The following is a 25,305-nucleotide window of genomic DNA, read 5'->3' on the forward strand; positions in this document are numbered from 1 at the left end:
TAGCATGAAAAAACTTAATACTGTATTTTTAGCTGTAGCCGCTTTGGTTTTGTTTTCAAACGCGGTTACTGCTCAGGAGTATCGTTTTGATCCCCCCTGGAATACACCTCCCGAAAGTGAAGTTCAGTTTACTGTTCCCGGGGTAGATAATGTACCTGATTTATTTGGTGATATTAATGATCCTCAGCTTGTTGTGTTTTTTGCAGGGAATCAGTTTATGGTGATTGATGAACTTATTGCTGCATTCAAAAAAGAACATCCGCAATATCAGCGGGTATTTGCGGAAACGCTTCCCCCTGGAATTCTGGCCAAACAGATTGCTACAGGAAGTATTGTAATTGGAAATTTGCGGATTACGCTAAAACCTGATGTTTATACGGCAGGTAAAAGCAGGATCGACCAGACTCCGGAATGGTTCAGTAAAACGTCTTTATATGCCAGAAATAAACTGGCGATTCTGGTGCAGAAAGGGAACCCTAAAAAGGTTAATGGGCTTAAAGATTTAGGGAATAAAACGCTAAGAATAAGTATGCCTAACCCTGATTTTGAAGGGATTGGTAAAAGGATAGAAGAAGCCTATGTTAAAGCAGGAGGTGAACAGCTGAAAACAGCAGTGATGGAAACCAAGTTAAAAGATAAGACTACATTCCTGACACAGATTCATCACCGCCAGTCTCCAATGCGCATTTTGTATGATCAGAGTGACGCTGCCCCTGTTTGGTATAGTGAGGCACATTATCAGCAAATGATTGGCCATCCGGTAGCAATGATTGAAATCCCTGAAAAGGAAAATATCCATGCCCAGTATATTGCAGGACAGTTAAAGAATGCACCCCATCCGCAGGCAGCTAAAGATTTTATGGACTTTCTGGTTAGCCCGCAGGCAAATGCCATTTATAAGAAGTTTGGATTTGACCTGCCCTAATCCGGTTTTAATATCCGGATAGAAATTGCCGGACTTACATTTTAACGCTGCTTTTTGAAAAGCAGCGTTAAATAATTACAAAGCTTTTAGTAAAGCAGTAACAGAAGCTCTTTTCTTAAAATCTTTATCAAAATGTACATAAGTAATCTTACCTGTACGGTCAATGATATAAGTTGCAGGAACCGGAAGTACATGATCTGAATTTCCATTATTTTTATTCAGGTCTACCCCATATCCTTTATATTTTTCTACCTGACCTTCGTCCATGACGAATTTTACATCGTAGGCATCCATAATTTTGTAACCTTTGTCCTGTATAATAGAGAAAGAAGCGTGGGTTTTTTCTATGGTCTTGTTAATATTATCACCGGTTTCTGGAGTCACACCAATTACATAAGCTCCTTTCGCTGTTAATTGCTGAAGGGAATCCTGTAGTTGTTTGATATGTAAATTACAATAAGGACACCATTGACCGCGGTAAAAAAATAGCACAACTGCCTGGTGAGATTTCAAAATTCGGGTGAGATTGATGGATTTTCCAGTATTATCTTTTGCAGTAAACTCAGGTGCTTTCATCCCGGTTTTAAGTCCGCTTTGTGCAGCTACCGTTAATGTAAAGAGCAATCCAATGCCTATAAGTACTAGTTTTTTCATCAGTTTAAATGATTTAAATGATAATGAAGCGCGGGTTATTTCCTGGTTTTCAGAAAATAACCCGCGCTTTAAATTGTGAATTACATTTTACTGTTTGCGTCTTTTGACATTTTAGAAGTACCCATTTTGCTGTCTGACATTTTGGAAGGAGCCATTTTGCCCGCAGGCTCCATTTTATCCATTTTGCCTGCAGGAGCCATCTTATCCATTTTCTTTGTGCCCATTTTGCTGCCTGACATTTTAGATGGGGCCATCTTGTCCATTTTCTTCGTACCCATTTTACTACCTGACATTTTAGAAGGCGCCATTTTACTCATTTTATGACCTGCCATTTTTGAGGTGTCATTTTGTAATGGGGACTCTGCTGCTTTAGCCGGAGTATTAATTGCGAAACCGAATACGATTACAGCTGCCAGGATACTTTTAGATAGGTTTGATTTGAAATTCTGAGTTTTCATATTTTTAAGATTTGTTATTGTTTCCCTCTTAGTCGCTAAACAAAAACAAACCTTACAAAATATTTTAATTTTTATCTAATTCTTCTTCAATACGTTCCTGAAGCTTCTTTTTATAGTCATCGTCCAGCCTGATCTCTCTGGGTTGTGCCGAATGAAAAAGCTCATGTACCATTCGGTTAATGCCAATACTTTGTTTTTGAAATAATCTGCAAAAAGAGCACCCTGTCAGGTGAATGCGTAATTCTATTTTCTCTCTTACAGTTAAAGCCGTTAATTGTTTCTTCTCAATAAGAAAAGTAGCCTTTCTGCAATTGTATATTATATTCTTTAGCTCATTCATATCTTTAAGTCCAGTTTTTTTGGAGACAAGCTCTCAGGTTAAGTTTAGCCCGGTGAATAATCACCCAGAAATTTGATGGGCTGACCTTTAACTCAGCACAGATAAGATCTGTAGTCTCATCATCCATATGTTTCATCGTAAAAACAGATAACCACAATGCCGGGAGCTTTTGCATACATTTTTGTAAAATAGAATTAAGCTCTTTACTCATTAATGGATCATGTTCTTCAATACCGAATGCCTGGGGCCGGTGTGTTTTATTCCAGTGTCCGTCAGTTGCATCAAAAAAATCCTGGTCCTGTGGTTCTGCGTCTAAACTGGTTGTTATTTTGTTCAGTCCTGATGACTTTTTACGGTAAACATCTATCACCTTATTCTTTAATATAGAAGTTAGCCAGGTCCGTTCAGAACTTCTTCCCTCAAATTTATCTATACGTTCCAGTGCAGCCAGAAAGGTTTCCTGAACAAGGTCCCTTGCCTGTTCTTCATCATTGATCCGGGTAATTGCATAACTGAACAGATAATCTGCATGATTTTCAACCCAACGGGTAGGATCAATTACCGGAGGCTCTGTGACCGGTATTTCTTCGCTTTTATAATTTGACATCCGATAGGTTAAAATAAAGTAGTCGTGTCTCCCGGATAATCCTTACAAATTATTTAAATTTATTGTAAGGATTGCCAGTTCTAACCGACAAACAAGGAAAACTTACCTAAAAATATTAAAATGAAAGCAATTAAAATATTTTTTCTTTTAGGTTGCCTTACCTTGGGAACAGCAATACTTAAACAGGGCTATGCAGCTATTGATCGGGATCAGCTCAGCAGGAAGAAATTAGTACCTGATCCTGTTAAAGGGTTTGCCTTTATCGAACTGTTTACTTCAGAAGGATGTTCAAGCTGTCCGCCTGCCGATGAGCTTATTGTCAGGATAAATAAGGAAAGTGAGGGGCTGCCCGTTTATATTTTGGCATTTCATGTCGATTACTGGAACCGTTTGGGCTGGAAAGACGTATATAGTGATGCAACGTATACAAAAAGACAGCAGCAATATGCTGGCTGGTTAAATCTAAGCTCGGTTTATACCCCTCAGATTGTTGTTAATGGTCAAAAGGAGTTTGTAGGTTCAGAAGAAAATACACTTCGCAATGCGATTAAGTATAGTTTACAGAAGCCAGTCACAGCAAAACTGGAACTTAACGAAGTAAAAACAGATAAAGGGCAGATTAATCTGCATTATAAAACGGAAGGAGCTGATCAGCATACCTCTTTATTTTTGGCAATTGTGCAGCTTAACGCACAAACTAAAGTTAAAAGGGGCGAAAATGGTGGCCATACCTTATCACATATTCAATTGGTACGTCAGTTAAAACGGATTTCCCTAAAAGATGAAAATGCTGGTACAGCCAGTATTGAACTGCCAAAAGATCCAGATCCCGGAAAAGTGGAGCTGGTTGCTTTTTTACAAAATGATACTGACGGTAAAATTATTGCAGCAACTCAATACAAATGAAAGTCATCCAAGAAAAACATCCTTTAGCAATACGCTGGACACACTGGGTTAATTTTCCTATACTGATGATTATGATCTGGAGCGGTCTGCTGATCTATTGGGCAAACGATATCTATTCCATCACAATCTTTGGTTATACTTTTGTACACTTCTTCCCGGATTGGTTTTATCAGTGGCTTCATATACCGCAGCGTTTAGCCGAAGGAATGGCATTTCATTTCTTGTTTATGTGGTTTTTTACCCTGAATGGGATTTTCTATGTGCTTTATACGCTGATTTCCGGAGAATGGAGGCTTTTACTGCCTAACCGGCATTCTTTTAAAGAAGCCTGGCAAGTACTTTTACATGATCTTCATATCAGGAAAATGGTTCCCCCGCAAAAAAAGTATAATGCAGCACAGCGAATTGCCTACACAGCTATTATTGTGATGGGTTTTGGGTCAGTGATTACAGGACTTGCAATTTATAAACCTGTTCAGTTTTACTGGCTGACCTGGTTATGCGGAGGTTATCATTTAGCAAGGATCTTTCATTTTGCACTCACTATTGGTTATGTCCTGTTCTTTATTATTCACATTGTACAGGTCATACTGGCAGGATGGAATAATTTCAGAGCTGTTGTATCTGGCTTTGAAGTTAAAGAAGAACCAGCTGCGGTTATTGAAATCAGAACTCCGGTCGTTGTCAAACAAAAAAAAGCAAATGGCAAAAAAACTAAGTAGTGCACAGCTCCAGGAGCTGGCTATTGAAAAGAAAATCAAAAGACGTAATTTCATCTCCTTTTCTGCTTTTTTTATTGGGGCAGGTGCTGCTTTTGGTGGCTGGAAGTGGCTTTACAACTCACCCCAGGAAACAGCTGGTATTACAGCAGGAACACGTCAGCCGTTAAGAAGAGCGCTCAATAAGACAGAATTGTTTTTCAGGAGAATTTTTAGCAATGACCATGTTGTGAAAACTTATCCTAAAGAGAGGGCCGCAAAAGTAGTGCGGGTGAACAGTGATATTGGCATGAGTACAGACAATTTCAATGCAGCCAACTGGCAGTTATCGGTGGTTAAAAAGAACGGTCATGTATTGAAAATCGGGATTGAAGAAATTAGAGCGTTGCCTAAAACAGAAATTGTATACGACTTTAAATGTGTGGAAGGCTGGGATCAGATACAGCATTGGGCAGGTTTGAGGTTTGTTGATTTTATGGCGCATTACGGATTGCAGGAACAGGCGGAAATGGAATATGTAGGAATGGAAACACCTGATGGAGCATATTATGTAGGTCTGGATATGGAGAGTGCTTTACACCCGCAAACCTTGCTGGCTTATGAAATGAATGATCAGCCCATTGCAGAAGTACATGGCGCACCCCTTCGGCTTATTATTCCGGTAAAGTATGGGATTAAAAACCTAAAAAGAATCGGGACTATAAATTTCAGTAATCAGCGGCCACGCGATTACTGGGCAGAACAAGGTTATGATTATTATTCTGGTCTTTAATCCTCAAGATTGGCATCCTTAAGCGAATCATTGATTTTAATGACAATTTCATCCAGTTCTATGGCCGATTGTCCAAGCATCCTGAGCAGTTCAGCATGCGCAGAGGAAGTCTCAGGATCAACATTCAGTAAATCTGTCAGCCCTAGTATATTACTAAGCGGCCGGCGGATTTCATGGGAGTTATTCCAGGCAATCTCCCTTAACATCTTATTTCTATGCAGCAAGCGCATCTCGTAATCTTTTCTGATCGTAATATCTCTTAATGCACCTACCATTTTTTCAGTTTTCCCCAGATGGTCTACCAGGATAAATGCCTGGTTGGATACTTCTTTATAGGTTCCGTCGGCACATTGAAACCTGTATTCACAGCGCCAGGAGCTGCTGAGCTCTTTAAAGGCCTGCTGAACCGTGCTAACCACTTTGTTTTTATCTTCCGGATGGATCTTATTTAATACCCATTCCCCCGAATTTATACGGAGATCTTCTGTATAACCAAAGACTTCTGAGAAACCATTCATCCATTTAATCGTATCATTATAGGGGTTATACTCCCAGATCACATCATTGGTTACGCTGGTTACCGTTTCGTAGGTATTTAATAGTTCTTTGATTTTTTCTTCAGCTTTCACATGATTCTCTACATCAATAGCAATCACCATATAAGCTGTTTTACCTTTGTAAACTGTACTGTGATGAGAAATTAACTGATGAAAGAACTCTCCGTTTTTCTTTCGGTGAAGCCATACTCCGGTTTCATTGCCTTCAAGATGGTCACTGCGCAAATAATCGTTTAGTTTAGAAGCTTCCTGATCTGATCTGATGTCTGTAATGGTCATCTCTAACAATTCTTTTTCACTATAACCATATTTTTGAGTCATGATTTTATTTACTTTCAAAAATTGATAAGTGATTTTGTCAAAAACATAAATTGTTGCGGGTGTACCCTCAAAAAGCTGCTGATAGTTTTTTTCCACTTTAGATATACTGGTTTTATACATCTCAATGAGCAGGAACAGGAGGATAGCTGAAATAAACAGGAAAAAAATATTTTTATAGGCATATAACCAGCTCAGATCCTTTTCTGGTATAAGTTTGTCTATTCTTTCAATCCATTTAGCACCCATCACTAACCAGATTGCACCAAGTACAAGATAGATTAAGATAATAAGAGCCGTACGTTTACGCATGATCAGGCAAAGATAAGTCATTCCGGATAAAAATTAAGGTACATTATCTCCCGGATTTCTTTAAAGGGTAATTTTTAATGAATATTTAATCTTTAAAGAATTATAAAAAAATTATACATAATATTGATTTGCTATTGATAAAAATTGCCCCCCTGATAAAATTGGATGTACGCAGAAAGACCATACAAAAATGTATTGGAAAGTGAACTGCTGATTAAGGTTTCCACCGGAGATCAAAAAGCTTTCACAGAATTGTTTGAGCGTCATCAAACTTTGGTTTATGATTTTTCGATCAAACTGACACGCTCAAAAATTCAGGCGGAAGAGATTGTGCAGAATGTATTTATAAGGATCTGGCTAAACAGGGCCACCATAGTCAATATTGAAAATTTTGGGGCTTACCTTAACCGGGCAACAAGAAATCATAGTTATACAGTTTTAAAGAAATTAGCCGCACAGAGCAATAGAGAAGTCGAACTTACAGAACAGGTGGTTAGTGGCGGTGCTAATGCAGAACACCTGGTTTTATATAATGATTCAGCAAAAATACTAAAGACCGTAGTAGATACGCTGCCTCCGCAGCGGAAACTGGTTTATGAATTATGTCATGAACAGGGATTGAAATATGAAGAGGTTGCTGCAAAACTAAATATCTCTTCGGGAACAGTTCATACCCATATGAAACTTGCACTTAAAACTATCAGGGCACATTTTAAGCATATGGATGCCATGTTGCTTGTGATTATGCTGATGAAAAGATAAATTTTATTTTCATATGCCTTACCCCGGTTTATATTTCAGTAAGTCAGTATAGCAAAAGACAGCTCAATTTATGACGGGTGCGGAAGCTAGATTAACCTATTTATTCAATCAGTATATGGATGGCTCAGCTTCGAAAGATGAAGCCGGAGAATTTCTATTACTGGTCAATATTGATGACCATAAGAGCGCATTACTTACTTTAATGGATAATTATCTGGAAGGCAGTACCTTTTCAGAAGGATTGGAAGAAGATCAGAAAAGGAATATCCTGAAGAATATCTTTCAGGCTCCGGTCGTCTCCCGAACAGCTCAATTTATACCGGTATCCGGGGCAGAGAATTCCCTGCCAAAAGATAAAGCCTTAAGCTGGACCAGACTGCTGGCCGCTGCCCTGGTTCTTTTGATGCTGGCAGCTGGAACTTATTTCATTAAAAATCAGCATAGCCCGGTGCTTTACAGTCAGTATCATGGTGAACTGATTCCCGGAGGTAATAAAGCCACACTAACACTTGCTGATGGGACAAAGGTCTCCTTAACTGATGCCACAAATGGCAAATTAGCGGAACAGGCGGGGGTCAGTATCAGGAAAACTGCAGATGGACAGCTCTTATACGAACTTAAAGAAGTCAGCTCTTTGGTGCAGCAAGATAAATCCCCAATACTTTATAATACTATTTCAACTCCTGCAGGAGGGCAGTATCAGCTGATTTTACCAGACAGAACACATGTCTGGCTGAATGCTGCTTCTTCCTTAAGGTACCCATCTTCTTTTGCTGCCTTAAAAGAACGCAGGGTAGAATTGAAAGGGGAAGCCTATTTCGAAGTCGCTAAGCTCAATGCCGGGGCTGTTCACATTCCATTTATCGTGGCCAGCAGAAAGCAGGAGGTAGAAGTGCTGGGAACTCATTTCAATATCAATAGTTATGAAGATGAAAAGGTTGCTGCAACAACTTTATTGGAAGGGAGCATCAGAGTAAGCCGCCCAGCGGTATTTGAACGGGTTATAGCTCCGGGAGAACAGGCTCTGGCAGGGCAGGACCTGCAAGTGATCCATGTAGATCCCAGTACTGCTGTAGCCTGGAAAAATGGTCTTTTTAAGTTTGAAAACGCAGACATCCATACAATTATGAAACAGTTTTCACGCTGGTACAATGTGGATGTAGTTTATGAAGGTAAAATACCCAATAACAAATTTACAGGAGAAGTTTACAGGAATATGGATGCTTCCAAAGCATTGAAGATTTTAAGCTATGCAAAAATCAATTTCAGAATAGAAGCTGCTGATCACGAAAATATAAGAAAAAAGATAGTAATAACCCCTAATTAGACTGAACCGTTTTCTGGCCTGAAACGCCAGAAAAAAATAAACAAATATATAAGCTAACCAAATTTAAACTATGAGCATGATGAAACACCTACCTTAATTAGCTGCGGCTAAGCAGGGGAGCTGTAAATAATGAAGCCGGACAATGATTGGACCCATTGCCCGGCAGAAGATTTGAGCTTACCCATCCGATTTTATTCGGAAAAATTAATCTGAACCAATTTCTGTATCACTCAAACCCAATCAAAAGTATGAATTTAAATGCTTTTAAACTTGGTATGTCCTTTTGTAGGATATGCCCTAAACTGCTATTGAAAATGAAATTAACCACTTTCATCCTCATGATAGCCCTTGTACAGGCCAGCGCCGCTGTTGTGGCGCAGAAAATCAACCTCTCTCAAAAAAATCAACCACTTTCAACTGTATTAAAAGCTATTAAAGCACAAACCGGTTATGTATTCCTGAGTAATAATTTTGATCCTGCCAAAGAAACGGTAACCGTTAACCTGCATAATGCAACGATTGAGGAGGCTTTAAAATCTTGTTTCAACAAGCTTCCTATTTTTTATAACATAGTTGATAAAACGATTTTATTGTCTAAAAAGGATGTTTTTTCTGAGAAAGCTGAACCTATTGTGATCCGTGGAATTGTCACGGATGAAAAGGGATTGGGTATCCCCGGAGCCGGAGTCAAAGTTAAAGGAAGTCTGGCTTCTACCTCTACCGATGTGAATGGTAGTTTTAGTATTACCGTGCCCTCTGCAGAAGCCGTACTGATTATTAGCTATGTAGGTTACCAGCCTCAGGAAGTTACGGTTAAAAATCAGAAAAACCTAAAAATAAGTCTTTTACCAGGCGATAATGCCCTGGAGGAAGTCGCTGTTGTCGGTTTCGGTGTACAGCGAAAAGTTTCATTAATTGGTGCACAGTCTACGATCAGTTCTAAAGAACTGAAACAGCCCGTTAATAGTATTACACAATCACTTTCCGGCCGGATTGCAGGTGTAGTTGGCGTACAGCGGAGTGGTGAACCAGGCAGAAGTACTGCTGATATCTGGATCAGGGGTATTTCTACTTTTGGCGGTAATTCCAGTGCCCCACTCGTACTGGTAGATGGGGTAGAACGCTCTATCGATAATCTGGATGCAGAAGATATAGAATCTTTTACAGTACTGAAGGACGCCTCAGGAACGGCAGTATATGGTGTAAGAGGTGCTAATGGTGTGATCCTGGTGAAAACAAAAACCGGTAAGGTGGGTAAGACCTCTATCTTTTTAGATTACAATGAAGGGGTCAGCACTTTTACCAGAAGACCTGAAATGGCCGATGGGCTTACTTTTATGAACATGGCCAATGAAGCAAGTGTGGGTAGGGGATTGGGGGAGAAATACAGCCAGGACTATATCAATAAGACAGCTTCGGGGGTTGATCCGCTTCTTTATCCCAATGTGAACTGGATGAAGGAAATATTTAATAAATACAGCCGTAACCGCAGGGCAAACCTGAATGCGAGCGGCGGGGTGGACAATGCGCAATACTATGTTTCCCTTGCTTATTATAATGAAACAGGGTTTTTAAAAACAGATGACCTCTCCCAGTATAATTCCTCACTGGATTTTAAGCGGTATAATTTTACTTCTAACCTGAACCTGAAATTAACCGGTACGACCAAAATGGATCTCGGTCTGCAAGGTTATGTATCTACGGGTAATTATCCGGGAGAAAGTACAGAGAATATCTTTGGATCAGCTATGGATATTTCTCCTGTGGAGTACCCGGTTATGTATCCGGGGAACTTTATTCCCGGTAAAGCCTCCAATGGTGGGTTTAGAAATCCATATGCAGATTTAACCAGACGCGGATACCGTACTGAATTCGAAAACCAGCTGTACTCAAATTTGCGGTTAACACAAGACTTAAAGGCTTTTACAGCGGGATTAACCGCTACTGTAATGGTTTCTTTTGATACTAAAAATACAAACAGTACAAAGCGGTCAAAAAGGGAAAGTACCTATTTCCCGGATTCAGGCAAGCCCTATAATGAAGACGGAACGCTGAACCTGATTAAAACTTTCAATAGTTCAGGTAATTATCTGAGTTATGAGCCTAACAGAGGCGGAAACAGGAAATTATATAATGAAGCTGCCTTAAACTATGACAGGGCATTTGGAAAACACCGGGTAGGTGGACTGATATTGGGTTATACCCAGGATTATAGCAATCCTTTTGCCGGTGATTTTACTTCTTCTATTCCAGAGCGTTTTGTCGGTATTGCAGCCCGTACCACTTATTCTTATGATGACCGCTATTTTGGGGAATTTAATTATGGATATAACGGTTCAGAATTATTTGCTCCTGCAAACAGGTACGGCTCTTTCCCGGCGGTCGGTTTTGGCTGGATACCTTCGAATGAGAAATTCTTTGAGCCTTTAAAAAAAGCAATTTCTTTTCTGAAATTCAGATACTCTGTCGGCACAACCGGAATTGGTAAAATCTCTAATGAAAACCTGGTAGGACGTCGTTTTGCTTATTTAACACTTGTCACTGATGGCGCAAGCGGTTATCAGTTAGGTAAGAATTTCAACAATACAGGTGGTATCAATGTAACCGATTATGGAGTTGATATCAGGTGGGCCGAATCCCGTAAACAGGATTTAGGGATGGAAATAAGAACCCTGAATGACAAACTGAGTTTAATGATAGACTTGTTCAGGGAGAAACGTACGGGCATCTTTTTGCAAAGACAGTCTGTACCCGGATTTATTGGTTTAGTGAATTCACCTTATGGAAATCTTGGGGTGGTGGATAATAAAGGTATTGATGCCACTTTAGAATTTAACACAAAGGCAGGACAGGTAGAGATAGGGTTAAGAGGTAATCTGACTTATAACAAAGATGTGCTGCTCAATGATGACCGTCCAAATCAAAAATATCCATGGATGAACCATACAGGGAATAATATCCTGTCCAGGTATGGTTATATAGCCGAGAAACTATTTGACAGCCAGGCAGAAATTGATGCAAGTGCTGCTCCGGGATCAAAGAAATTACTGAAGCCTGGTGATATTAAATATAAAGATCTGAATGGTGATGGATTGATTAATGATTATGATAAAACCAGGATCGGCAGAGGGGATGTACCTAATCTGGTGATTGGATTTGGCTTTAGTGTTTCTTATAAAGGTTTTGCGCTGAGTACGCTCTTTCAGGCATTACAGAATTCTGATGTCATGCTGGGCGGATCGGCTATTAACCCATTCAACGGTGGCGGAGGGCTGAGTAATGCTTTTAGCAATATTACAGATCGCTGGACACCTGAAAATCCAAGTCAGAATGTCTTTTATCCGCGTTTAGCTTACGGAGAAGATCAGAATTTTAACAATACACAGCCTAGTTCATGGTGGGTTAAAGACAATAGTTTTGTCCGCTTAAAAAGCGCCCAGCTAAGTTATAACCTCCCTGAAAAAGTAGCTTCCAGATTCCATCTTAAAAACATGTCAGTTTACTTAATCGGAACCAATCTTTTAACCTTCAGCAAGTTCAGGCTCTGGGACCCGGAGCTGCTTACCGGAAATGGGACGAAGTACCCGCTGACAGCGAATTTGTCATTAGGATTGAATATTAAATTTTAAAAGCCTGCTATCATGAGAAAATATATATGTATTATAAGTCTTGCAACCCTGTTTACTTTGGTTTCATCCTGTAAAAAAGGATTTTTAGACCAGGTGCCAAATGACCGTTTAACCTTAGAAGAAACGTTTGCGAACAGACAGACTGCAGAGAAATTTCTGAATAATATTTACAGTAATGTACCGGATGAATTCGGCCAGCGAAATCCGGGGAGTTCAAATGCTGGTTTATGGACAGGCGGGTCGGACGAAGCAGAATTTACCTGGGGAGGTGTGGCGAGTAATGCCGTAAATATCGGAAACTGGGATGCTAACTCTGGTTTTGTTTATGCCTACTGGAATAATTATTACCGCGGGATACGGTCTGCCACCTTTTTCATGGCAAATATTGAGAAAGTTAAAAATGATCTGCCTGCACAGCTGATTATTCAGTACCGGGCAGAAGCAAGGGCATTAAGAGCCATGTATTATTTCTACCTGTTACGTTTATATGGTCCTGTTATTCTTTTAGGGGATAAGGTAGTTGCGCCAGATGTACCAAGTTCAGAAGTTCAGTTAGCGAGAAGTTCAATGGATGAATGTGTGGCTTATATTACTGCCGAACTGGATGCTGCGGCTAAAGATTTGCCTGTTACGCCTTCTAATGATGATAGTTATGGCCGGATAACCCGGGGAATTGCACTGGCTTTTAAAGCACAGACCTTGTTTCTGGCGGCAAGCCCTTTGTACAATGGAAACATAGACTTAGCCGTGCTGAAGAATAAAGATGGAAAACAACTGGTGAGCCAGAGTTTTGATGCCAGTAAATGGAGGGCAGCTGCCGATGCCTATAAATCTTTTATCACCCAATTTGTTCCCGGTACTTACGATCTGTTTAAAAAGAGTGATGCCAGCGGCAATTTTGATCCTTATTTATCGTGCCGGGATGTGTATCTGACCGATTGGAATAAAGAAGTGATTTTAGCCAGGCCAGAATCCTCTTTGTCTGCCAGACAATATGAAATGACACCCTATCACCGGGGCGCAAATTCTGATTCCAGAGGTGGCGGGGCACTGGGAGCTACTCAGAACCAGGTAGACGCATTTTTTATGCAGAATGGTAAAAGTATAAATGACGCGGGTTCAGGTTATGTAAGTACTGGTTTTTCAACCGTGGCTACAAAATATACCACGGCAGGGATCTATAATCCATGGGTAAACCGTGAACCCCGTTTTTATGTAAATATTACTTATAACGGCAGTACCTGGCTAAATACAAATGATGGTATTATTACTACAGAATTATATAATAATGGTAATTCGGGTAAAGAAACAGGTGGTAATGATTACAGTAATACGGGTTATGTTGTCAGAAAAGCCATGGGCCTGGGTAAATGGAATATAGACAGAAGACCGGTTATCTTATATCGTTTGGCTAATGTTTTTCTGGATTATGCTGAAGCCTTAAATGAAGCGAACCCTGGTGATCCTGATATTTTGCGATATCTGAACCTGATCAGAGAACGGGCAGGTGTACCACTTTATGGATCAGCAGACTTACCCCTGCCTTCCGGACAAAGCGAAATGTCTGCTGCTTTGAGAAAAGAAAGAAGGGTAGAGCTTGCTTTTGAGAACGTCAGGTTTTTTGATACCAGGAGATGGAAAATTGCAGAGACAACAGATAACGGACCTATATATGGTTTAAATATCAGTAAGAACTTACCTGACTTTTTACAGGTAGTTACTTTTGAAACCAGGGTGTTTAACAAAAGACATTATCTGTTTCCTATTCCTTCAAATGATGTAAATGTGGATGAAAACCTGGTGCAGAACCCAGGCTGGTAAAAAAACAAACCAATGAAACTTAAAAACTTAATATTCAGCTTCCTGTGCATTTTAACCTTTGCACAGGAAGTTTATGCGCAGCAAAAGAACCTGGTGCAGTATGTCAATACTTTACAGGGAACCAATTCAAGTCATGAACTGACCAGGGGGAATACCTATCCCACTACAGCCTTACCTTTTGGCATGCATACCTGGACACCGCAGACCGGGAAAAATGGTGATGGATGGAAATATCAATATCAGAAAAGTCATATCAGAGGTTTCCAGCAAGCGCATCAATGCAGTTCCTGGACAAGGGATTATGCGGTTTTCTCTTTGATGCCGGTAAGCGGTCAGCTGGTGGTTGATGAAAATCGGCGGGAAGCTAAATTCAGCCACAAAGATGAAATCGCTAAACCTAATTACTATAAGGTCAGTTTTGAAAATAAGATAACAACAGAAATTTCACCTGTTGAGCGTGGCGCACATTTGAGGTTCAGTTATCCTGGAAATAAAAAAAGCTTTCTGGTGTTAGATGGTTATACGCATATCAGCAGCTTAGAAATCTTTCCCGAACAGCGGAAAATAACTGGTTATGTCAATAATGGCGAAGGATTTAAAGAAGGTTTCAAAAGCTTTTTTGTCCTCCTCTTTAATCAGCCCTTCAAAGCATATGGCACCTGGGAGAATAAACAGAATACCATACAGGCCAATGCTAAAGATGCAGAAGGAGAGGGAAAGGGTGCCTATTTGGAGTTTAGTCCCGGAGCAAAAGTACAGGTCAAAGTGGCTTCCTCTTATATCAGTCAGGAACAGGCAGAATTAAATTTAGAAACAGAACTCGGGACAGACCGTACACTGGAACAAACTAAAGAGAAAGCGGCTAAGATCTGGAATGAAACTTTAGGAAAAGTTGTAGTCGAGGGGGGCTCTGAAGTAGATAAAGCTACTTTTTATTCCTGTTTATTCAGGGCAAGCCTATTCTCCAGAAAGTTTTATGAAATGGATAAAGAAGGTAAGCCTTATTATTTTAGTCCTTATGACGGCAAGGTGCATCCGGGTTATCTGTTCACAGATACTGGTTTTTGGGATACTTTCAGAGCCCAGTTTCCTTTAAATACGCTGCTTCATCCACAAATGCATGGCCGCTATATGCAATCACTGATTTCATCATGGGAGCAGTGCGGATGGTTGCCTTCCTGGTCTTTCCCCGGTGAAGCAGGCAGTATGATTGGTAATCATGCGATTTCATTGCTCACAGATGCCTGGGTAAAGGGAATCAGAACTTTTGACCCGGCACTGGCTTTAAAAGCTTATTTACATGAAGCTACCCAAAAAGGTCCGTGGGGCCCGGCAAATGGGAGAGACGGCTGGAAGGAATATTTCCAGCTGGGTTATGTTCCTTATCCGCAGTACAGAGAAGCCACAGCAAAGACACTGGAATACGCCTATGATGATTTTTGTGGTTATGAGCTGGCAAAAATGACCGGTAATGATTTTTATGCCGGCATCTTTGAAAGACAAATGTTTAATTATAAAAATGTTTATGATCCCTCAACTGGTTTTATGCGGGGGAAAGACCATAACGGGAAGTGGAGCCCCAATTTTGATCCTGCAGAATGGGGCGGGCCATTTACCGAAGGGAATGCCTGGCATTGGGAATGGTCAGTTTTCCATGATATAGAAGGTTTGATCCGGTTAACCGGGGGAAAGGAGAATTTTACCAAAAAACTGGACTCTGTATTTTCGGTACCGAACAGGGTAAATACAGGTAGTTATGGCGGGATGATCCATGAAATGACAGAGATGGTTATGGCCAATATGGGGCAGTATGCACATGGTAACCAGCCGATACAGCATATGCCTTATCTGTATAATTATGCTGGCCAGCCCTGGAAATCTCAATTCCATACACGTAATATTATGTCAAAATTATATAACGCAACAGAGAATGGTTATCCCGGAGATGAAGATCAGGGGCAAACTTCTTCGTGGTATGTATTGAGTGCAATGGGAATTTATAGCGTGACCCCGGGTACAGATCAGTATGTACTGGGCAGCCCTATGTTTAAAAAGATTACCCTAAACCTGGATAATGGTAAAAAGTTTATCATCGATGCCGCAGCAAATAGTCCTAAAAACCTATATATTAAATCTGCTGTTTTAAATGGTAAAACCTATACGGCCAATTTTATCAGACATAGCGATCTGGTGAATGGGGGAATCTTAAAACTGGAAATGACAGCTCAGCCAGCATTAACCCGTGGACTGGCTGCCGCGGATAAACCATTTTCATTAACCCTATAAAATCTGTTGAAACCTGAATTTTATTAGTACTAAAAAATATAGGAACAGTTTAAATTTTGTGGATTTAAACTGTTCTTAGCTGACAAAGGGTTATTTTTGCGGCAGATACTATGAGACATCAAATAAGAAGGCACGTCAGGAAGGCGAAATATATCTTTTACAAAGAAACCCTGGTAGATTTCAGAGAACATATCTGGACTTTTATCGGTGCATTTTTAGGCATTGGAATTATCGGTTTTATAAACAGTAAATATTTCACGGCCTACGAAAACCTATTTATGATCGGTTCTTTTGGGGCATCTTCCGTGCTGATCTATGGGATTATTAATAGTCCTCTGGCGCAACCCAGAAATTTAATTGGCGGCCATGTACTGAGTGCTATCGTAGGAGTGACAATGCATAAATTAATTCCCGGAGAAGTCTGGTTGAGTTCTGCGCTTGCTGTCTCACTTTCTATTGTCGTGATGCAGATTACCAAAACACTTCATCCTCCGGGTGGGGCAACAGCTTTAATTGCAACTACAGGTACGGCAAAAATTAACGCTTTGGGTTATTTTTATGTGTTAAGCCCTATATTTACCGGTGTGCTGATCCTGTTTATTGTGGCAGTCATTTGTAACAATGCAACCCCGCACCGCAACTATCCGGCAAATAAAAACTGGTATAAATTCTGGAGAGGAAAACACAGAAACCCTAAAGCTTAATTAATAATTGGCTTTAAATCTTCATTGATTCTTTTTACACGGTCAAGAGCAGTTTTACTATTTTTAGACTTATCAAATGTTAACCTGAATTCGCCCGGTGTAGATTTCACATTGAAAGTAGTTTTATCTGCCATAGTTATATTAATTGCCGAAGGATGTTCAGGTTTGAAAATAGCATCCTGACCAACAAATGAGGAAATATAGTGCTCAACAGAATCAGTCTTATCTTTATTGTAATCGATAGCAAGCTGGTATTTATCACTTGTTTCGCTGACAATAACTGTACGGTTGCCGCTAAAATTTTTGCATCCGCTATAAATAAAACCAGGGCATAGTAAAAAGACTAAGATTTTTGTGTAGAAAGAGTTTGTTTTCATTTGGTTAGGTTTAAAATGTTCTTGATGAACTCTGTATTCAGGTTCTTTATGTTTAGACTATCATTGGTATGAAATGTTGCATGACAATCAATTAATTTATATGAATAGCTAATTTTCTTTGTTAATCATTATCATTGTATAATGATGTATCAGGAGCTTTTAGACCATATCAAAAAATATGTACAATTAGTACCTCATGAAGAACAGGTTTTAGTACAAAGACTTGAGTTCAGGAAGTTGAAAAAGAAAGAGTTTCTGCTTGAACCTGGTAAGCTGTGTAAGGGGAACTATTTTGTAATTAAAGGATGTGTACGTCAATTCTTTATCAATAAGAAACTCGGTGAACAAATCATTCAGTTTGGTATTGAGAATTGGTGGATAGCCGATCAGGATAGTTTATTAAATAATCAGCCTTCTACCTGTTCTATTCAGGCTATAGAAGAAACTGAACTTCTCCTGTTAAAGGAGAAAGACCGTATTATTCTTTTTAAGGAAATCCCGCTTCTGGAAACTTATTTCAGGATCATGATGCAAATCTCATTTGTAGCTTCTCAGCGCAGAATAGGTTATATTTTTAATATGACCGAAGAAGAGCGTTACCGGCATTTTGCAAAACTCTTTCCTGGTTTTGTGCAGCGGGTGCCTCAATACATGCTTGCCTCTTATCTTGGTTTTACACCACAATTTTTGAGTCGTTTAAGGGCTAAAAAATAAAAATCTGATTGAGATTATATTTCTTAACTGCAGTTCATTTTTCCGGGCTCTTTTATTGCTGAAATTTGTCATGACAAGACAAACAGGATTTTTAAAACAATAAAGAGATGAGCAACAGAATTAAAATTAATGAAGTATCGCCAGCAGGATATCAGGCAATGCTTTCACTGGAAAATTATATTGAAAGTACCAGTTTAACAAAAAAACACAAAGAACTGATCAAAATCAGAGCTTCTCAAATTAATGGATGTGCATACTGCATCAATATGCATACTATAGATGCCCGCAAAGCTGGCGAGACAGAACAAAGGATTTATGCACTTTCTGCATGGCGGGATACGCCATTTTTTGATGAACAGGAGCGTGCTTTGTTAGCCCTTACAGAAGAGGTCACCTTAATCAGTAACCATGTGTCGGATGTAACTTATAACCAGGCTGCAAAGGTCTTCGACCGGACTTATCTGGCTGAGCTGATAATGGCAATTATTACTATTAATGCATGGAACAGAATTGGAATTGCTACAGGTATGGAGCCTGCTTTATAAGCAGGTTGATAAAAGAAAGCGAAGAGGTATTACCATCTTCGCTTTCCTTAAAAAAGGACCTGATAATTAAAAATTACCTGCAAATTCTTTAGCAAAGTCTTCCAGTTTTATTGCAGCGTAAACAGGTTTGTTTGCATAGAAATCTTCCCATAAAACACCGCTTCTGATGGCAGTACCCATTTCCACATAATTTTTAGCTATTTCTTCTGGTAAGCCAGCATCAATCATTCCGCCTAAGGCTTGTTCATCAGTAAATTCTACCCATTTTAATTCAGGTTTACCCACTGCTGTACCTAATGCAGTAGCTACTTCGGCAGTCTTACGTACGTCACTGGTTACATAACGCACACTTTTCCCGGTAAAAGATTGCTGAATTTCTTCAGCTATTGCTGCCGCAATATCCTGAGGATGTACCAGTACTAAAGAAGCCGATTCGCTATAGTTGGCCCCTATAATTCCTGCATGTTTAATCATATCTGTATTGCCGTAAAGGTTAATATAGAAATAGGCCGGGCGCATATGTTTAACAGCAACCCCTTCAAGCTTATTGAATAATTGTTCTACATCATGTAAACCTTTGATCGGACCTGTCCCATCTGATAAATGTGCGCCAATACTGCTTAAGTTTACGACCTGTTTAACGCCGGATGCCTGGATAGCTGCGGCATAATTACTTCCTGTTCCGGTAATATAGGCTCTGTAATCCTGAGCACTGAAACTTGGCGGACACATGGTGTAAACAGCATCTGCCCCTGTAAAAGCTTTAGTTAAAAAATCAATATCATCAATTGAACCGATGGCAGCTATTGCTCCAAGCTCTTCAATTGCTTTTATTTTGTCAGCACTGCTGCTGATCACAGTTACCTGATGACCTGCACTAACCAGCTTTTGTACCAATGGCTTACTTATATTTCCTAAAGAACCTGTTATTGTAAATTTCATAATCTTAATTTGTTATTGTGAATAGGACAAAGGTATATTTGTACTTACTTTTCTACAAGTACTTACCCCAGAGTGTGTACCATGACTAAAATTAAAGAGAACTCAACCCTGAACCAGAATAAGGGATTAGCGGAGCTGACCTGTCCGGTTACTTATGTAATGAATAAAATTGGCGGACACTGGAAGTCAATTATTATTTATCAGATGAGAACAGGCCCAAAGCGTTATAGTGAATTAAGACGTGCTATCCCTATCATTACTGAAAAAATGCTGATTCAGAGTTTGAAACAGCTGGAAGCTGATCACCTGGTTATCCGGAAAGCGGAGCCTGTTGTACCTCCGTTTGTGACTTATTTTTTGAGTGATTCGGGGGTAGAACTGATCCCATTAATGAATGCGATGGCAGATTGGGCTGTTCAGGATAATCAAAGGCAATTGATGGGATAAAAATACCTATCTTGATAAAAAATTAACTGATGCGCCTTCTAGCTATAACTTTGATTTCTTTTGCTGCCTTTGTGACGATAACTTCCTGCGGACAGCAAAAAAAGAAAGAACAAAAAATAGTAAATACTATTGCTGCCAATGTACAGGCGTTAAAATCTGATACCTCTTTGAAGAATTCGATGACCAGGAAATTACTTGGGATTTATGAAGATGACCAAAAATACAGGCAGCAATTTGAGGGAAATTTTATCAAATATGGGATAAACTCTAATGAAGTTCATGCACTCTGGAATCAGATAAACCAGATGGATTCAGTGAACCTGATTAAGATCAAAGCTATATTGGACCAGTATGGATGGTTAGGTCAGGATCTTGTAGGCCGGGACGGTAACTCGGCCATATATCTTGTTATTCAGCACGCTGATGCAGCGACAAGAGCTAAGTACTTACCTGTAATGAGAGATGCGGTCAAAAGAAATCATGCTTTAGCTTCAGACCTGGCCACTATGGAAGATAGAATTTTACTAGAGCAGCATAAAAAGCAGCGCTATGGTACACAGATGCATATGGATTATAAAACAGGAAAATATATTTTAGCCCCTTTAGCAGATCCTGAACATGTAGAGGAAAGAAGAGCAAAGGTTGGTTTAAGTACCATGGCTCATCACCTGGCTAAATTTGGTTTATCCAATTTGGTTCATCATGAAGTAGTCAAAGATACGGTCAGGTAATAACTTTTTTAACAGTAATAAAGGCGTAGCCAGGTATCCCCCTGCATATCTTATTTTAGGTTTTTTGGCCAGAATTGCTTTGAGTATTAATTGAGCAATAACCATTGGTTCCGCACTTTTAGGTTCTATTATACCTGTCTGCTCCACGAATTTTCTGGCTATTGACTGATAAAAACCTTTGCCTGATGTTTTCATCAGGTTATCCATGGCAACTCCTGCCCATTCTGTTTTTACACCCCCGGGTTCTATCACAATGACATCGATGCCAAAAGGCTTTAATTCGTTACGCAGGCTATCACTTAAGCCCTCTAAAGCAAATTTACTGGCATGGTACCATCCACCAAGCGGCATGGCGAACTTCCCGCCTATAGAAGAAATATTCAGGATTTTTCCATATTGATTTTTGCGCATATATGGGATTACAAGCTGACTCAGACGTGCCGGACCAAATACATTTACCTCCATCTGATATCTTGCGTCAGGAATTGGAACATCCTCTAATGCCCCATAGGAACCAAAACCAGCGTTATTAATTAAGATATCAATCCGGCCTTCGGTAGCGATAAGCTGATGGATACCATTCACTATAGACTCTTCATCAGTCACATCCATGCGGAGGATTTTCACACCCAGCATAGCTAAGTCTTTCATGTTTTCTATTCTGCGGGCTGCACCATAAACGGTAAATCCATGCTGCAAAAGTAGTTTTGCAGTTTCTTTACCCATTCCGGCCGATGCGCCGGTGATTAATACCACTTTGTTCATGATCTTTTTAGATTAATGTCTGTGAAAATCCGCGGATATAAAGATAAGCCGTTTCAACAAACAAAGATGGGTATAAACTATAGAAACTATTACCCGGATATGCCCAGGTAATAGTTCAGGTCCATATCATTAATCACAGTTTTAGTGTGAAAGTGGTTACCCAGCAGCATGACATTCATCGGGGTGCTGATGCCTTTTAGTGTTACTGATCTGACCTCTGCTTCTTTAGGCTCAGTCAATAAATAATAAACACTTTCAGAAACGATCAGGCTGTTGTTTAATTCTTTAGTCTCTCCCTGCAGGCGTGAGGCAATATTTACTGGCAGGCCCATCACTGTCATTTGTTCTTTGCTGACCAGATCATATTGGCCAACAACTACTTTACCCTGATGTACACCAATGCCAATTTCATAGCTTAGATTGAAATAAGGCTGTGCGTAAGCAGAATTGAAGATTTCAACATCATGTAATAAAGCGTAAGCAGCATCTACAGCAGATTGAGCTGCTTTTTTTAGGGTACTGTCTAAGCCAAAAACTGCATATATGCTATCTCCGCTGGTCTCAATGATTTGTCCTCCGGCCTCAGTAATAGAGTGATTAAATAAAACAAATAGTTTTCTGATCATATAGATAACCTCGTAAGAGGATCTTAACTCCATGGCTGAAGTGAAATTGCGGATATCCAGAAATAAAAGGGCCAGTTCACGTTCTTCCCCTAAGGAAGCGTAGATCTCCTGCATTTTAGCAGCCGATTGATGATTAGTAATGTGGTTTACAGGTTTTTTACAGGAGAATTGACTGAATGAGTGTGGTGGTTGAAGTAAATTGTTCTGAGTTTTCATAAGGTAATCTTAAATGGTGGGTTTACATTTATTTCTAATGTAAATTTACGGAGATCTGTCACACAGCACCTGCGAGATTCAAACCGATAATTGCAAAATTCAAACGTTTTTATCGAATGGTTCTAATAACCGGATTCAATTTTGGCGGGAAAAATTTTATACAGACAGTGTTTTGGGAAACAAGCTTTTTAAAGAAGTTAAATATTCATTGATAGTTTCTTCACCTGCAGTAATTACTGAAGAAAAAAAACGGTGTTCTTCGATTTGTAATCCTGTAAATCCAAATGTGTTCTCTGCCACGATACGCATCGCTTTGAAAATCCCTTTATCATTGTAATTCTGTTCTTCTGAGCCTACTGTGTTGATGATATACATCTTTTTGCCTGCAAGCATTTGTTCTATTCCATGCTGTCCATAACGATAGGCGAATCCATAACTCAGTACCCTGTCAAAATAACCTTTGAGCAGCCCCGGCATTCCTGTCCACCATATTGGATGAATAAGTGTAATGATATCGGCCCATTTGATATGTTCCTGTTCCTGAAGAATATCTTCAGCAATATTTCCGGTTTTAAAAGCTACAATATCTTTTGCTGATAATACAGGATTGAAGTTTAATGTATAGAGATCACGCACACGGGTGAGGTGGCCATCCTGTAATGCCTGTTCTTGTACTTTTACCATAATCTCATGGTTTAAACTCTCTGAATTTGGGTGACAATAAATGATTAAATTGTTCATGGTTTCTTTAAATTTGTTAGGACAAAGTAGCAGCAATTAACTTGCTCAGAATTGTAAGAAAACGAAGGTGTTATGGAGAATTTAGAAGCCGATGGGCAATTTTATGATGTTCGGCCTCCTTTAGATGAGGTAGTGAGTCATTTTTATCATCTTCATACTGCTGCGGGTTCCAATACAGTTTTAAAACATCTGTCGCCCAATTTTGATATGCTGATGATTTTTAATTTTGGTGCTCCTATGCGTTTTTCATTTAATGATGAACCCCTGAGCAACATTTTAATTAAACGTACTTCAGTGATCGGGCCATTAAGAAAAATGCTGAATTATGAATTACAGCCGGGAACAGATGCAATCATTGTCAACTTTACCCTGAACGGTTTTTACAGGTTATTCAAAATCCCAATGAGTTCTTTATATTTAAATGAACTGACTGATCCGGATATATTAATTGATAAGAAGTGTTTTGCTGAGTTATGGGAGCAGTTAGCTGTATTAAATGATATTCAGCTTAGATTCCGGTTGATCGAGGAATACGCGGCTTCTTTTATCTCTGTAAACGAACCCTCAGCTATCCCTTTGTTATCGGGCGCTGCATATTTTCAAAATCCAGTCATACATCCTGTAAAAGCTATCGCTGAAAATGAAGCTTTATCAGAAAGAACAATACAACAGCGTTTTCAAAAATTCACGGGTTATTCTCCCAAAGAAATACTCCGTTTTATCCGTTTTAAAAAAGTGATTTATCAAATCATCAATCAGGAAGATAAAATAATAGATCTGTTTGAACTGATAGAAACACATGGTTATCATGACCAGAGTCACCTGATTAAGGATTTTAACCACTTCCTGGGTACCACCCCACGGAAGTTTATTAAAAACATAGCAGGTAAAGATTTCTGTATGACCAGACCAGGCAAACATTATTAATACTCAAATCAAACATTATCATTTATCAAAATGTTCTTTATTCAACCTGACCAGCTCAGGATTAGCGGATAATAAAATATGGAACATACAGATCACGTCAAACAATTAATCAGCATTGCAAATGCTATGGTAGCCGATCATAAAGGCCTTGTTGCTATAGATGAAAGTGTTTCTACCTTAAACAAACGTTTTGAACTTGCCGGCATACCGCAAACAGAAGAATACAGAAGAGCTTACCGTGAAGTCTTAATTACAACGCCGGGTATAGGGAATTATATCAATGGAGCAATATTATTTGATGAAACCGTTCATCAGCAGACGCTGGCTGGTGTCTCTTTTCTGGATGAACTGAAAAAAGCAGGGGTGATACCGGGAATAAAGCTGGACGAAGGGACTGAAGATCTGGCTGGCTTCCCCAAAGAAAAAATAACCAAAGGATTAGATGATCTTGCAGAGAGACTGACAGCGTATGCAAAGTCCGGCCTGAAGTTTGCCAAATGGAGAGGAGTGATCCTGATTGATGGTGAACTGCCTTCAACCGCATGTATTTTGAGTAATACCCATGCACTTGCGCGTTATGCTGCTGCCTGTCAGCGTGCAGGTATTGTCCCTATTGTTGAGCCTGAAGTGATTATGGATGGGAAACATAGTATAGAGCGCTGTGCTGAAGTTACAGAAAAGGTCTTAAGCTCTTTATTTGAGCAGTTATACTTGCTTAAGGTAGAACTGGGCGGATTAATTTTAAAACCCAACATGATTCTCCCAGGTAAGGATTCAGCTCAGAAAGCAGATCCTGAATTGGTAGCCAAATTAACGGTTAACTGTTTAAGAAATGCTGTTCCCGCTACGGTTGCCGGAATTGCTTTTCTTTCAGGTGGTCAGGACCCGGTTACAGCTTGCCGGAATTTAAATGCAATTAATCTGGATTATAAAGCTGAATTACCATGGCCTGTAACTTATTCGTTTTCCCGGGCACTGCATCAGCCGGCACTGGAAATCTGGAAAGGAAAAACTGAAAATGTGAAAGCTGCACAAGATTCTTTTCTTGAAATGGCAAGCGCATGCAAAGCTGCAAGATCAGGTGAGTATAAAAGCTAAAGTGTTGATTTATAGTTTTTAATATGTCGTGGATAATATTCCACAATATTCTACATTTCTATGAAAACAAAGGGCCCCC

26 protein-coding genes are annotated in these 25,305 nt (G+C 39.6%); 16 read left to right on the plus strand and 10 right to left on the minus strand.

Annotated elements, in window-relative coordinates; translation table 11 throughout:
• Positions 1-4: 4 nt before the first annotated feature.
• Positions 5-925, plus strand: coding sequence for a molybdate ABC transporter substrate-binding protein (locus HDE68_RS02360; RefSeq protein ID WP_183878526.1), 921 nt, complete (start codon positions 5-7; stop codon positions 923-925).
• Positions 926-1,000: 75 nt separating this feature from the next.
• Here HDE68_RS02360 and HDE68_RS02365 read toward each other — a convergent pair whose 3' ends face one another.
• From HDE68_RS02365 to HDE68_RS02380, 4 genes are all read right to left on the minus strand, one after another.
• A complete protein-coding gene (locus HDE68_RS02365; protein ID WP_183878528.1) occupies positions 1,001-1,579 on the minus strand; it encodes a peroxiredoxin-like family protein in 579 nt (192 codons plus the stop codon).
• Between the two features lie 80 nt (positions 1,580-1,659).
• Positions 1,660-2,037 (minus strand): hypothetical protein, encoded by a 378-nt coding sequence (locus HDE68_RS02370; RefSeq protein WP_183878529.1) that lies wholly within the window; start codon positions 2,035-2,037, stop codon positions 1,660-1,662.
• Positions 2,038-2,101: 64 nt separating this feature from the next.
• Positions 2,102-2,377, minus strand: a complete 276-nt coding sequence (locus tag HDE68_RS02375) for a hypothetical protein (RefSeq protein WP_183878532.1) — start codon at positions 2,375-2,377, stop codon at positions 2,102-2,104.
• 4 nt (positions 2,378-2,381) lie between these two features.
• Positions 2,382-2,984: a sigma-70 family RNA polymerase sigma factor gene (locus tag HDE68_RS02380; RefSeq protein WP_183878534.1), complete on the minus strand. Its 603-nt coding sequence runs from the start codon at positions 2,982-2,984 to the stop codon at positions 2,382-2,384.
• A gap of 120 nt (positions 2,985-3,104) precedes the next feature.
• Here HDE68_RS02380 and HDE68_RS02385 point away from each other — a divergent pair, with 120 nt between their 5' ends.
• Genes HDE68_RS02385 through HDE68_RS02395 form a run of 3 tightly spaced genes read left to right on the plus strand, consistent with a single transcriptional unit; the run spans position 3,105 to position 5,381 of the window.
• Positions 3,105-3,890 carry a DUF1223 domain-containing protein gene (locus HDE68_RS02385; RefSeq protein ID WP_183878536.1) on the plus strand — a complete coding sequence of 262 codons (786 nt, stop codon included), beginning with the start codon at positions 3,105-3,107 and terminating at the stop codon, positions 3,888-3,890.
• Positions 3,887-4,612 (plus strand): cytochrome b/b6 domain-containing protein, encoded by a 726-nt coding sequence (locus HDE68_RS02390; RefSeq protein ID WP_183878538.1) that lies wholly within the window; start codon positions 3,887-3,889, stop codon positions 4,610-4,612. Before HDE68_RS02385 ends, HDE68_RS02390 begins: the two co-directional genes overlap by 4 nt.
• Positions 4,593-5,381 (plus strand): molybdopterin-dependent oxidoreductase, encoded by a 789-nt coding sequence (locus tag HDE68_RS02395; RefSeq protein WP_183878540.1) that lies wholly within the window; start codon positions 4,593-4,595, stop codon positions 5,379-5,381. Before HDE68_RS02390 ends, HDE68_RS02395 begins: the two co-directional genes overlap by 20 nt.
• Here HDE68_RS02395 and HDE68_RS02400 read toward each other — a convergent pair.
• Entirely contained in the window at positions 5,378-6,589 is a 1,212-nt protein-coding gene (locus HDE68_RS02400; RefSeq protein WP_183878542.1) for a PAS domain S-box protein, read from the minus strand. The genes HDE68_RS02395 and HDE68_RS02400 overlap by 4 nt on opposite strands.
• A gap of 144 nt (positions 6,590-6,733) precedes the next feature.
• Here HDE68_RS02400 and HDE68_RS02405 point away from each other — a divergent pair, with 144 nt between their 5' ends.
• From HDE68_RS02405 to HDE68_RS02430, 6 genes are all read left to right on the plus strand, one after another.
• Positions 6,734-7,330 (plus strand): RNA polymerase sigma factor, encoded by a 597-nt coding sequence (locus HDE68_RS02405; RefSeq protein ID WP_183878544.1) that lies wholly within the window; start codon positions 6,734-6,736, stop codon positions 7,328-7,330.
• 70 nt (positions 7,331-7,400) lie between these two features.
• Positions 7,401-8,657, plus strand: coding sequence for a FecR family protein (locus tag HDE68_RS02410; protein WP_183878546.1), 1,257 nt, complete (start codon positions 7,401-7,403; stop codon positions 8,655-8,657).
• A 314-nt stretch (positions 8,658-8,971) separates the two neighbouring features.
• Positions 8,972-12,286, plus strand: coding sequence for a SusC/RagA family TonB-linked outer membrane protein (locus tag HDE68_RS02415; protein WP_221300650.1), 3,315 nt, complete (start codon positions 8,972-8,974; stop codon positions 12,284-12,286).
• A 12-nt stretch (positions 12,287-12,298) separates the two neighbouring features.
• Positions 12,299-14,107: a RagB/SusD family nutrient uptake outer membrane protein gene (locus HDE68_RS02420; protein ID WP_183878551.1), complete on the plus strand. Its 1,809-nt coding sequence runs from the start codon at positions 12,299-12,301 to the stop codon at positions 14,105-14,107.
• 12 nt (positions 14,108-14,119) lie between these two features.
• Positions 14,120-16,393, plus strand: a complete 2,274-nt coding sequence (locus tag HDE68_RS02425; protein WP_183878553.1) for a GH92 family glycosyl hydrolase — start codon at positions 14,120-14,122, stop codon at positions 16,391-16,393.
• 110 nt (positions 16,394-16,503) lie between these two features.
• Positions 16,504-17,097, plus strand: a complete 594-nt coding sequence (locus tag HDE68_RS02430) for an HPP family protein (protein ID WP_183878555.1) — start codon at positions 16,504-16,506, stop codon at positions 17,095-17,097.
• On the opposite strand, the gene HDE68_RS02435 is transcribed toward HDE68_RS02430, so the two are convergent.
• On the minus strand, positions 17,094-17,474 hold the full coding sequence (locus tag HDE68_RS02435) for a hypothetical protein (RefSeq protein WP_183878557.1): 381 nt from the start codon (positions 17,472-17,474) through the stop codon (positions 17,094-17,096). The two genes, HDE68_RS02430 and HDE68_RS02435, sit on opposite strands and share 4 nt — an antisense overlap.
• A 141-nt stretch (positions 17,475-17,615) precedes the next feature.
• Between HDE68_RS02435 and HDE68_RS02440 the strand changes: the two genes are divergently transcribed.
• Complete coding sequence (locus HDE68_RS02440; RefSeq protein ID WP_260171587.1) at positions 17,616-18,188, plus strand: Crp/Fnr family transcriptional regulator; 573 nt, start codon at positions 17,616-17,618, stop codon at positions 18,186-18,188.
• Positions 18,189-18,295: 107 nt separating this feature from the next.
• On the plus strand, positions 18,296-18,733 hold the full coding sequence (locus HDE68_RS02445; RefSeq protein ID WP_183878559.1) for a carboxymuconolactone decarboxylase family protein: 438 nt from the start codon (positions 18,296-18,298) through the stop codon (positions 18,731-18,733).
• Positions 18,734-18,799: 66 nt separating this feature from the next.
• Here the strand turns inward: HDE68_RS02445 and HDE68_RS02450 are convergent, their stop codons facing one another.
• Positions 18,800-19,675: an NAD(P)H-binding protein gene (locus tag HDE68_RS02450; RefSeq protein WP_183878561.1), complete on the minus strand. Its 876-nt coding sequence runs from the start codon at positions 19,673-19,675 to the stop codon at positions 18,800-18,802.
• Between the two features lie 81 nt (positions 19,676-19,756).
• Between HDE68_RS02450 and HDE68_RS02455 the strand changes: the two genes are divergently transcribed.
• Together HDE68_RS02455 and HDE68_RS02460 are read left to right on the plus strand one after the other, a co-directional pair.
• Positions 19,757-20,122, plus strand: a complete 366-nt coding sequence (locus HDE68_RS02455; protein WP_183878563.1) for a winged helix-turn-helix transcriptional regulator — start codon at positions 19,757-19,759, stop codon at positions 20,120-20,122.
• Between the two features lie 29 nt (positions 20,123-20,151).
• The gene (locus tag HDE68_RS02460; RefSeq protein ID WP_183878565.1) at positions 20,152-20,853 is read left to right on the plus strand and encodes a DUF6624 domain-containing protein; all 702 of its coding nucleotides are present in this window, start codon (positions 20,152-20,154) and stop codon (positions 20,851-20,853) included.
• On the opposite strand, the gene HDE68_RS02465 is transcribed toward HDE68_RS02460, so the two are convergent.
• The 3 genes from HDE68_RS02465 to HDE68_RS02475 form a co-directional block, all read right to left on the minus strand.
• A complete protein-coding gene (locus HDE68_RS02465) occupies positions 20,806-21,618 on the minus strand; it encodes an oxidoreductase (protein WP_183878567.1) in 813 nt (270 codons plus the stop codon). The two genes, HDE68_RS02460 and HDE68_RS02465, sit on opposite strands and share 48 nt — an antisense overlap.
• 89 nt (positions 21,619-21,707) lie before the next feature.
• Positions 21,708-22,460 carry an adenylate/guanylate cyclase domain-containing protein gene (locus HDE68_RS02470; protein ID WP_183878569.1) on the minus strand — a complete coding sequence of 251 codons (753 nt, stop codon included), beginning with the start codon at positions 22,458-22,460 and terminating at the stop codon, positions 21,708-21,710.
• A 156-nt stretch (positions 22,461-22,616) separates the two neighbouring features.
• Positions 22,617-23,201 carry an NAD(P)H-dependent oxidoreductase gene (locus HDE68_RS02475; RefSeq protein ID WP_183878571.1) on the minus strand — a complete coding sequence of 195 codons (585 nt, stop codon included), beginning with the start codon at positions 23,199-23,201 and terminating at the stop codon, positions 22,617-22,619.
• 72 nt (positions 23,202-23,273) lie between these two features.
• Between HDE68_RS02475 and HDE68_RS02480 the strand changes: the two genes are divergently transcribed.
• Together HDE68_RS02480 and HDE68_RS02485 are read left to right on the plus strand one after the other, a co-directional pair.
• On the plus strand, positions 23,274-24,128 hold the full coding sequence (locus HDE68_RS02480; protein ID WP_183878573.1) for a helix-turn-helix domain-containing protein: 855 nt from the start codon (positions 23,274-23,276) through the stop codon (positions 24,126-24,128).
• A 78-nt stretch (positions 24,129-24,206) separates the two neighbouring features.
• Complete coding sequence (locus tag HDE68_RS02485) at positions 24,207-25,226, plus strand: class I fructose-bisphosphate aldolase (protein WP_183878575.1); 1,020 nt, start codon at positions 24,207-24,209, stop codon at positions 25,224-25,226.
• The last annotated feature ends 79 nt before the right edge of the window (positions 25,227-25,305 follow it).

Origin of the sequence: Pedobacter cryoconitis, assembly GCF_014200605.1 — a bacterium.
Lineage (GTDB): Bacteria > Bacteroidota > Bacteroidia > Sphingobacteriales > Sphingobacteriaceae > Pedobacter > Pedobacter cryoconitis_B.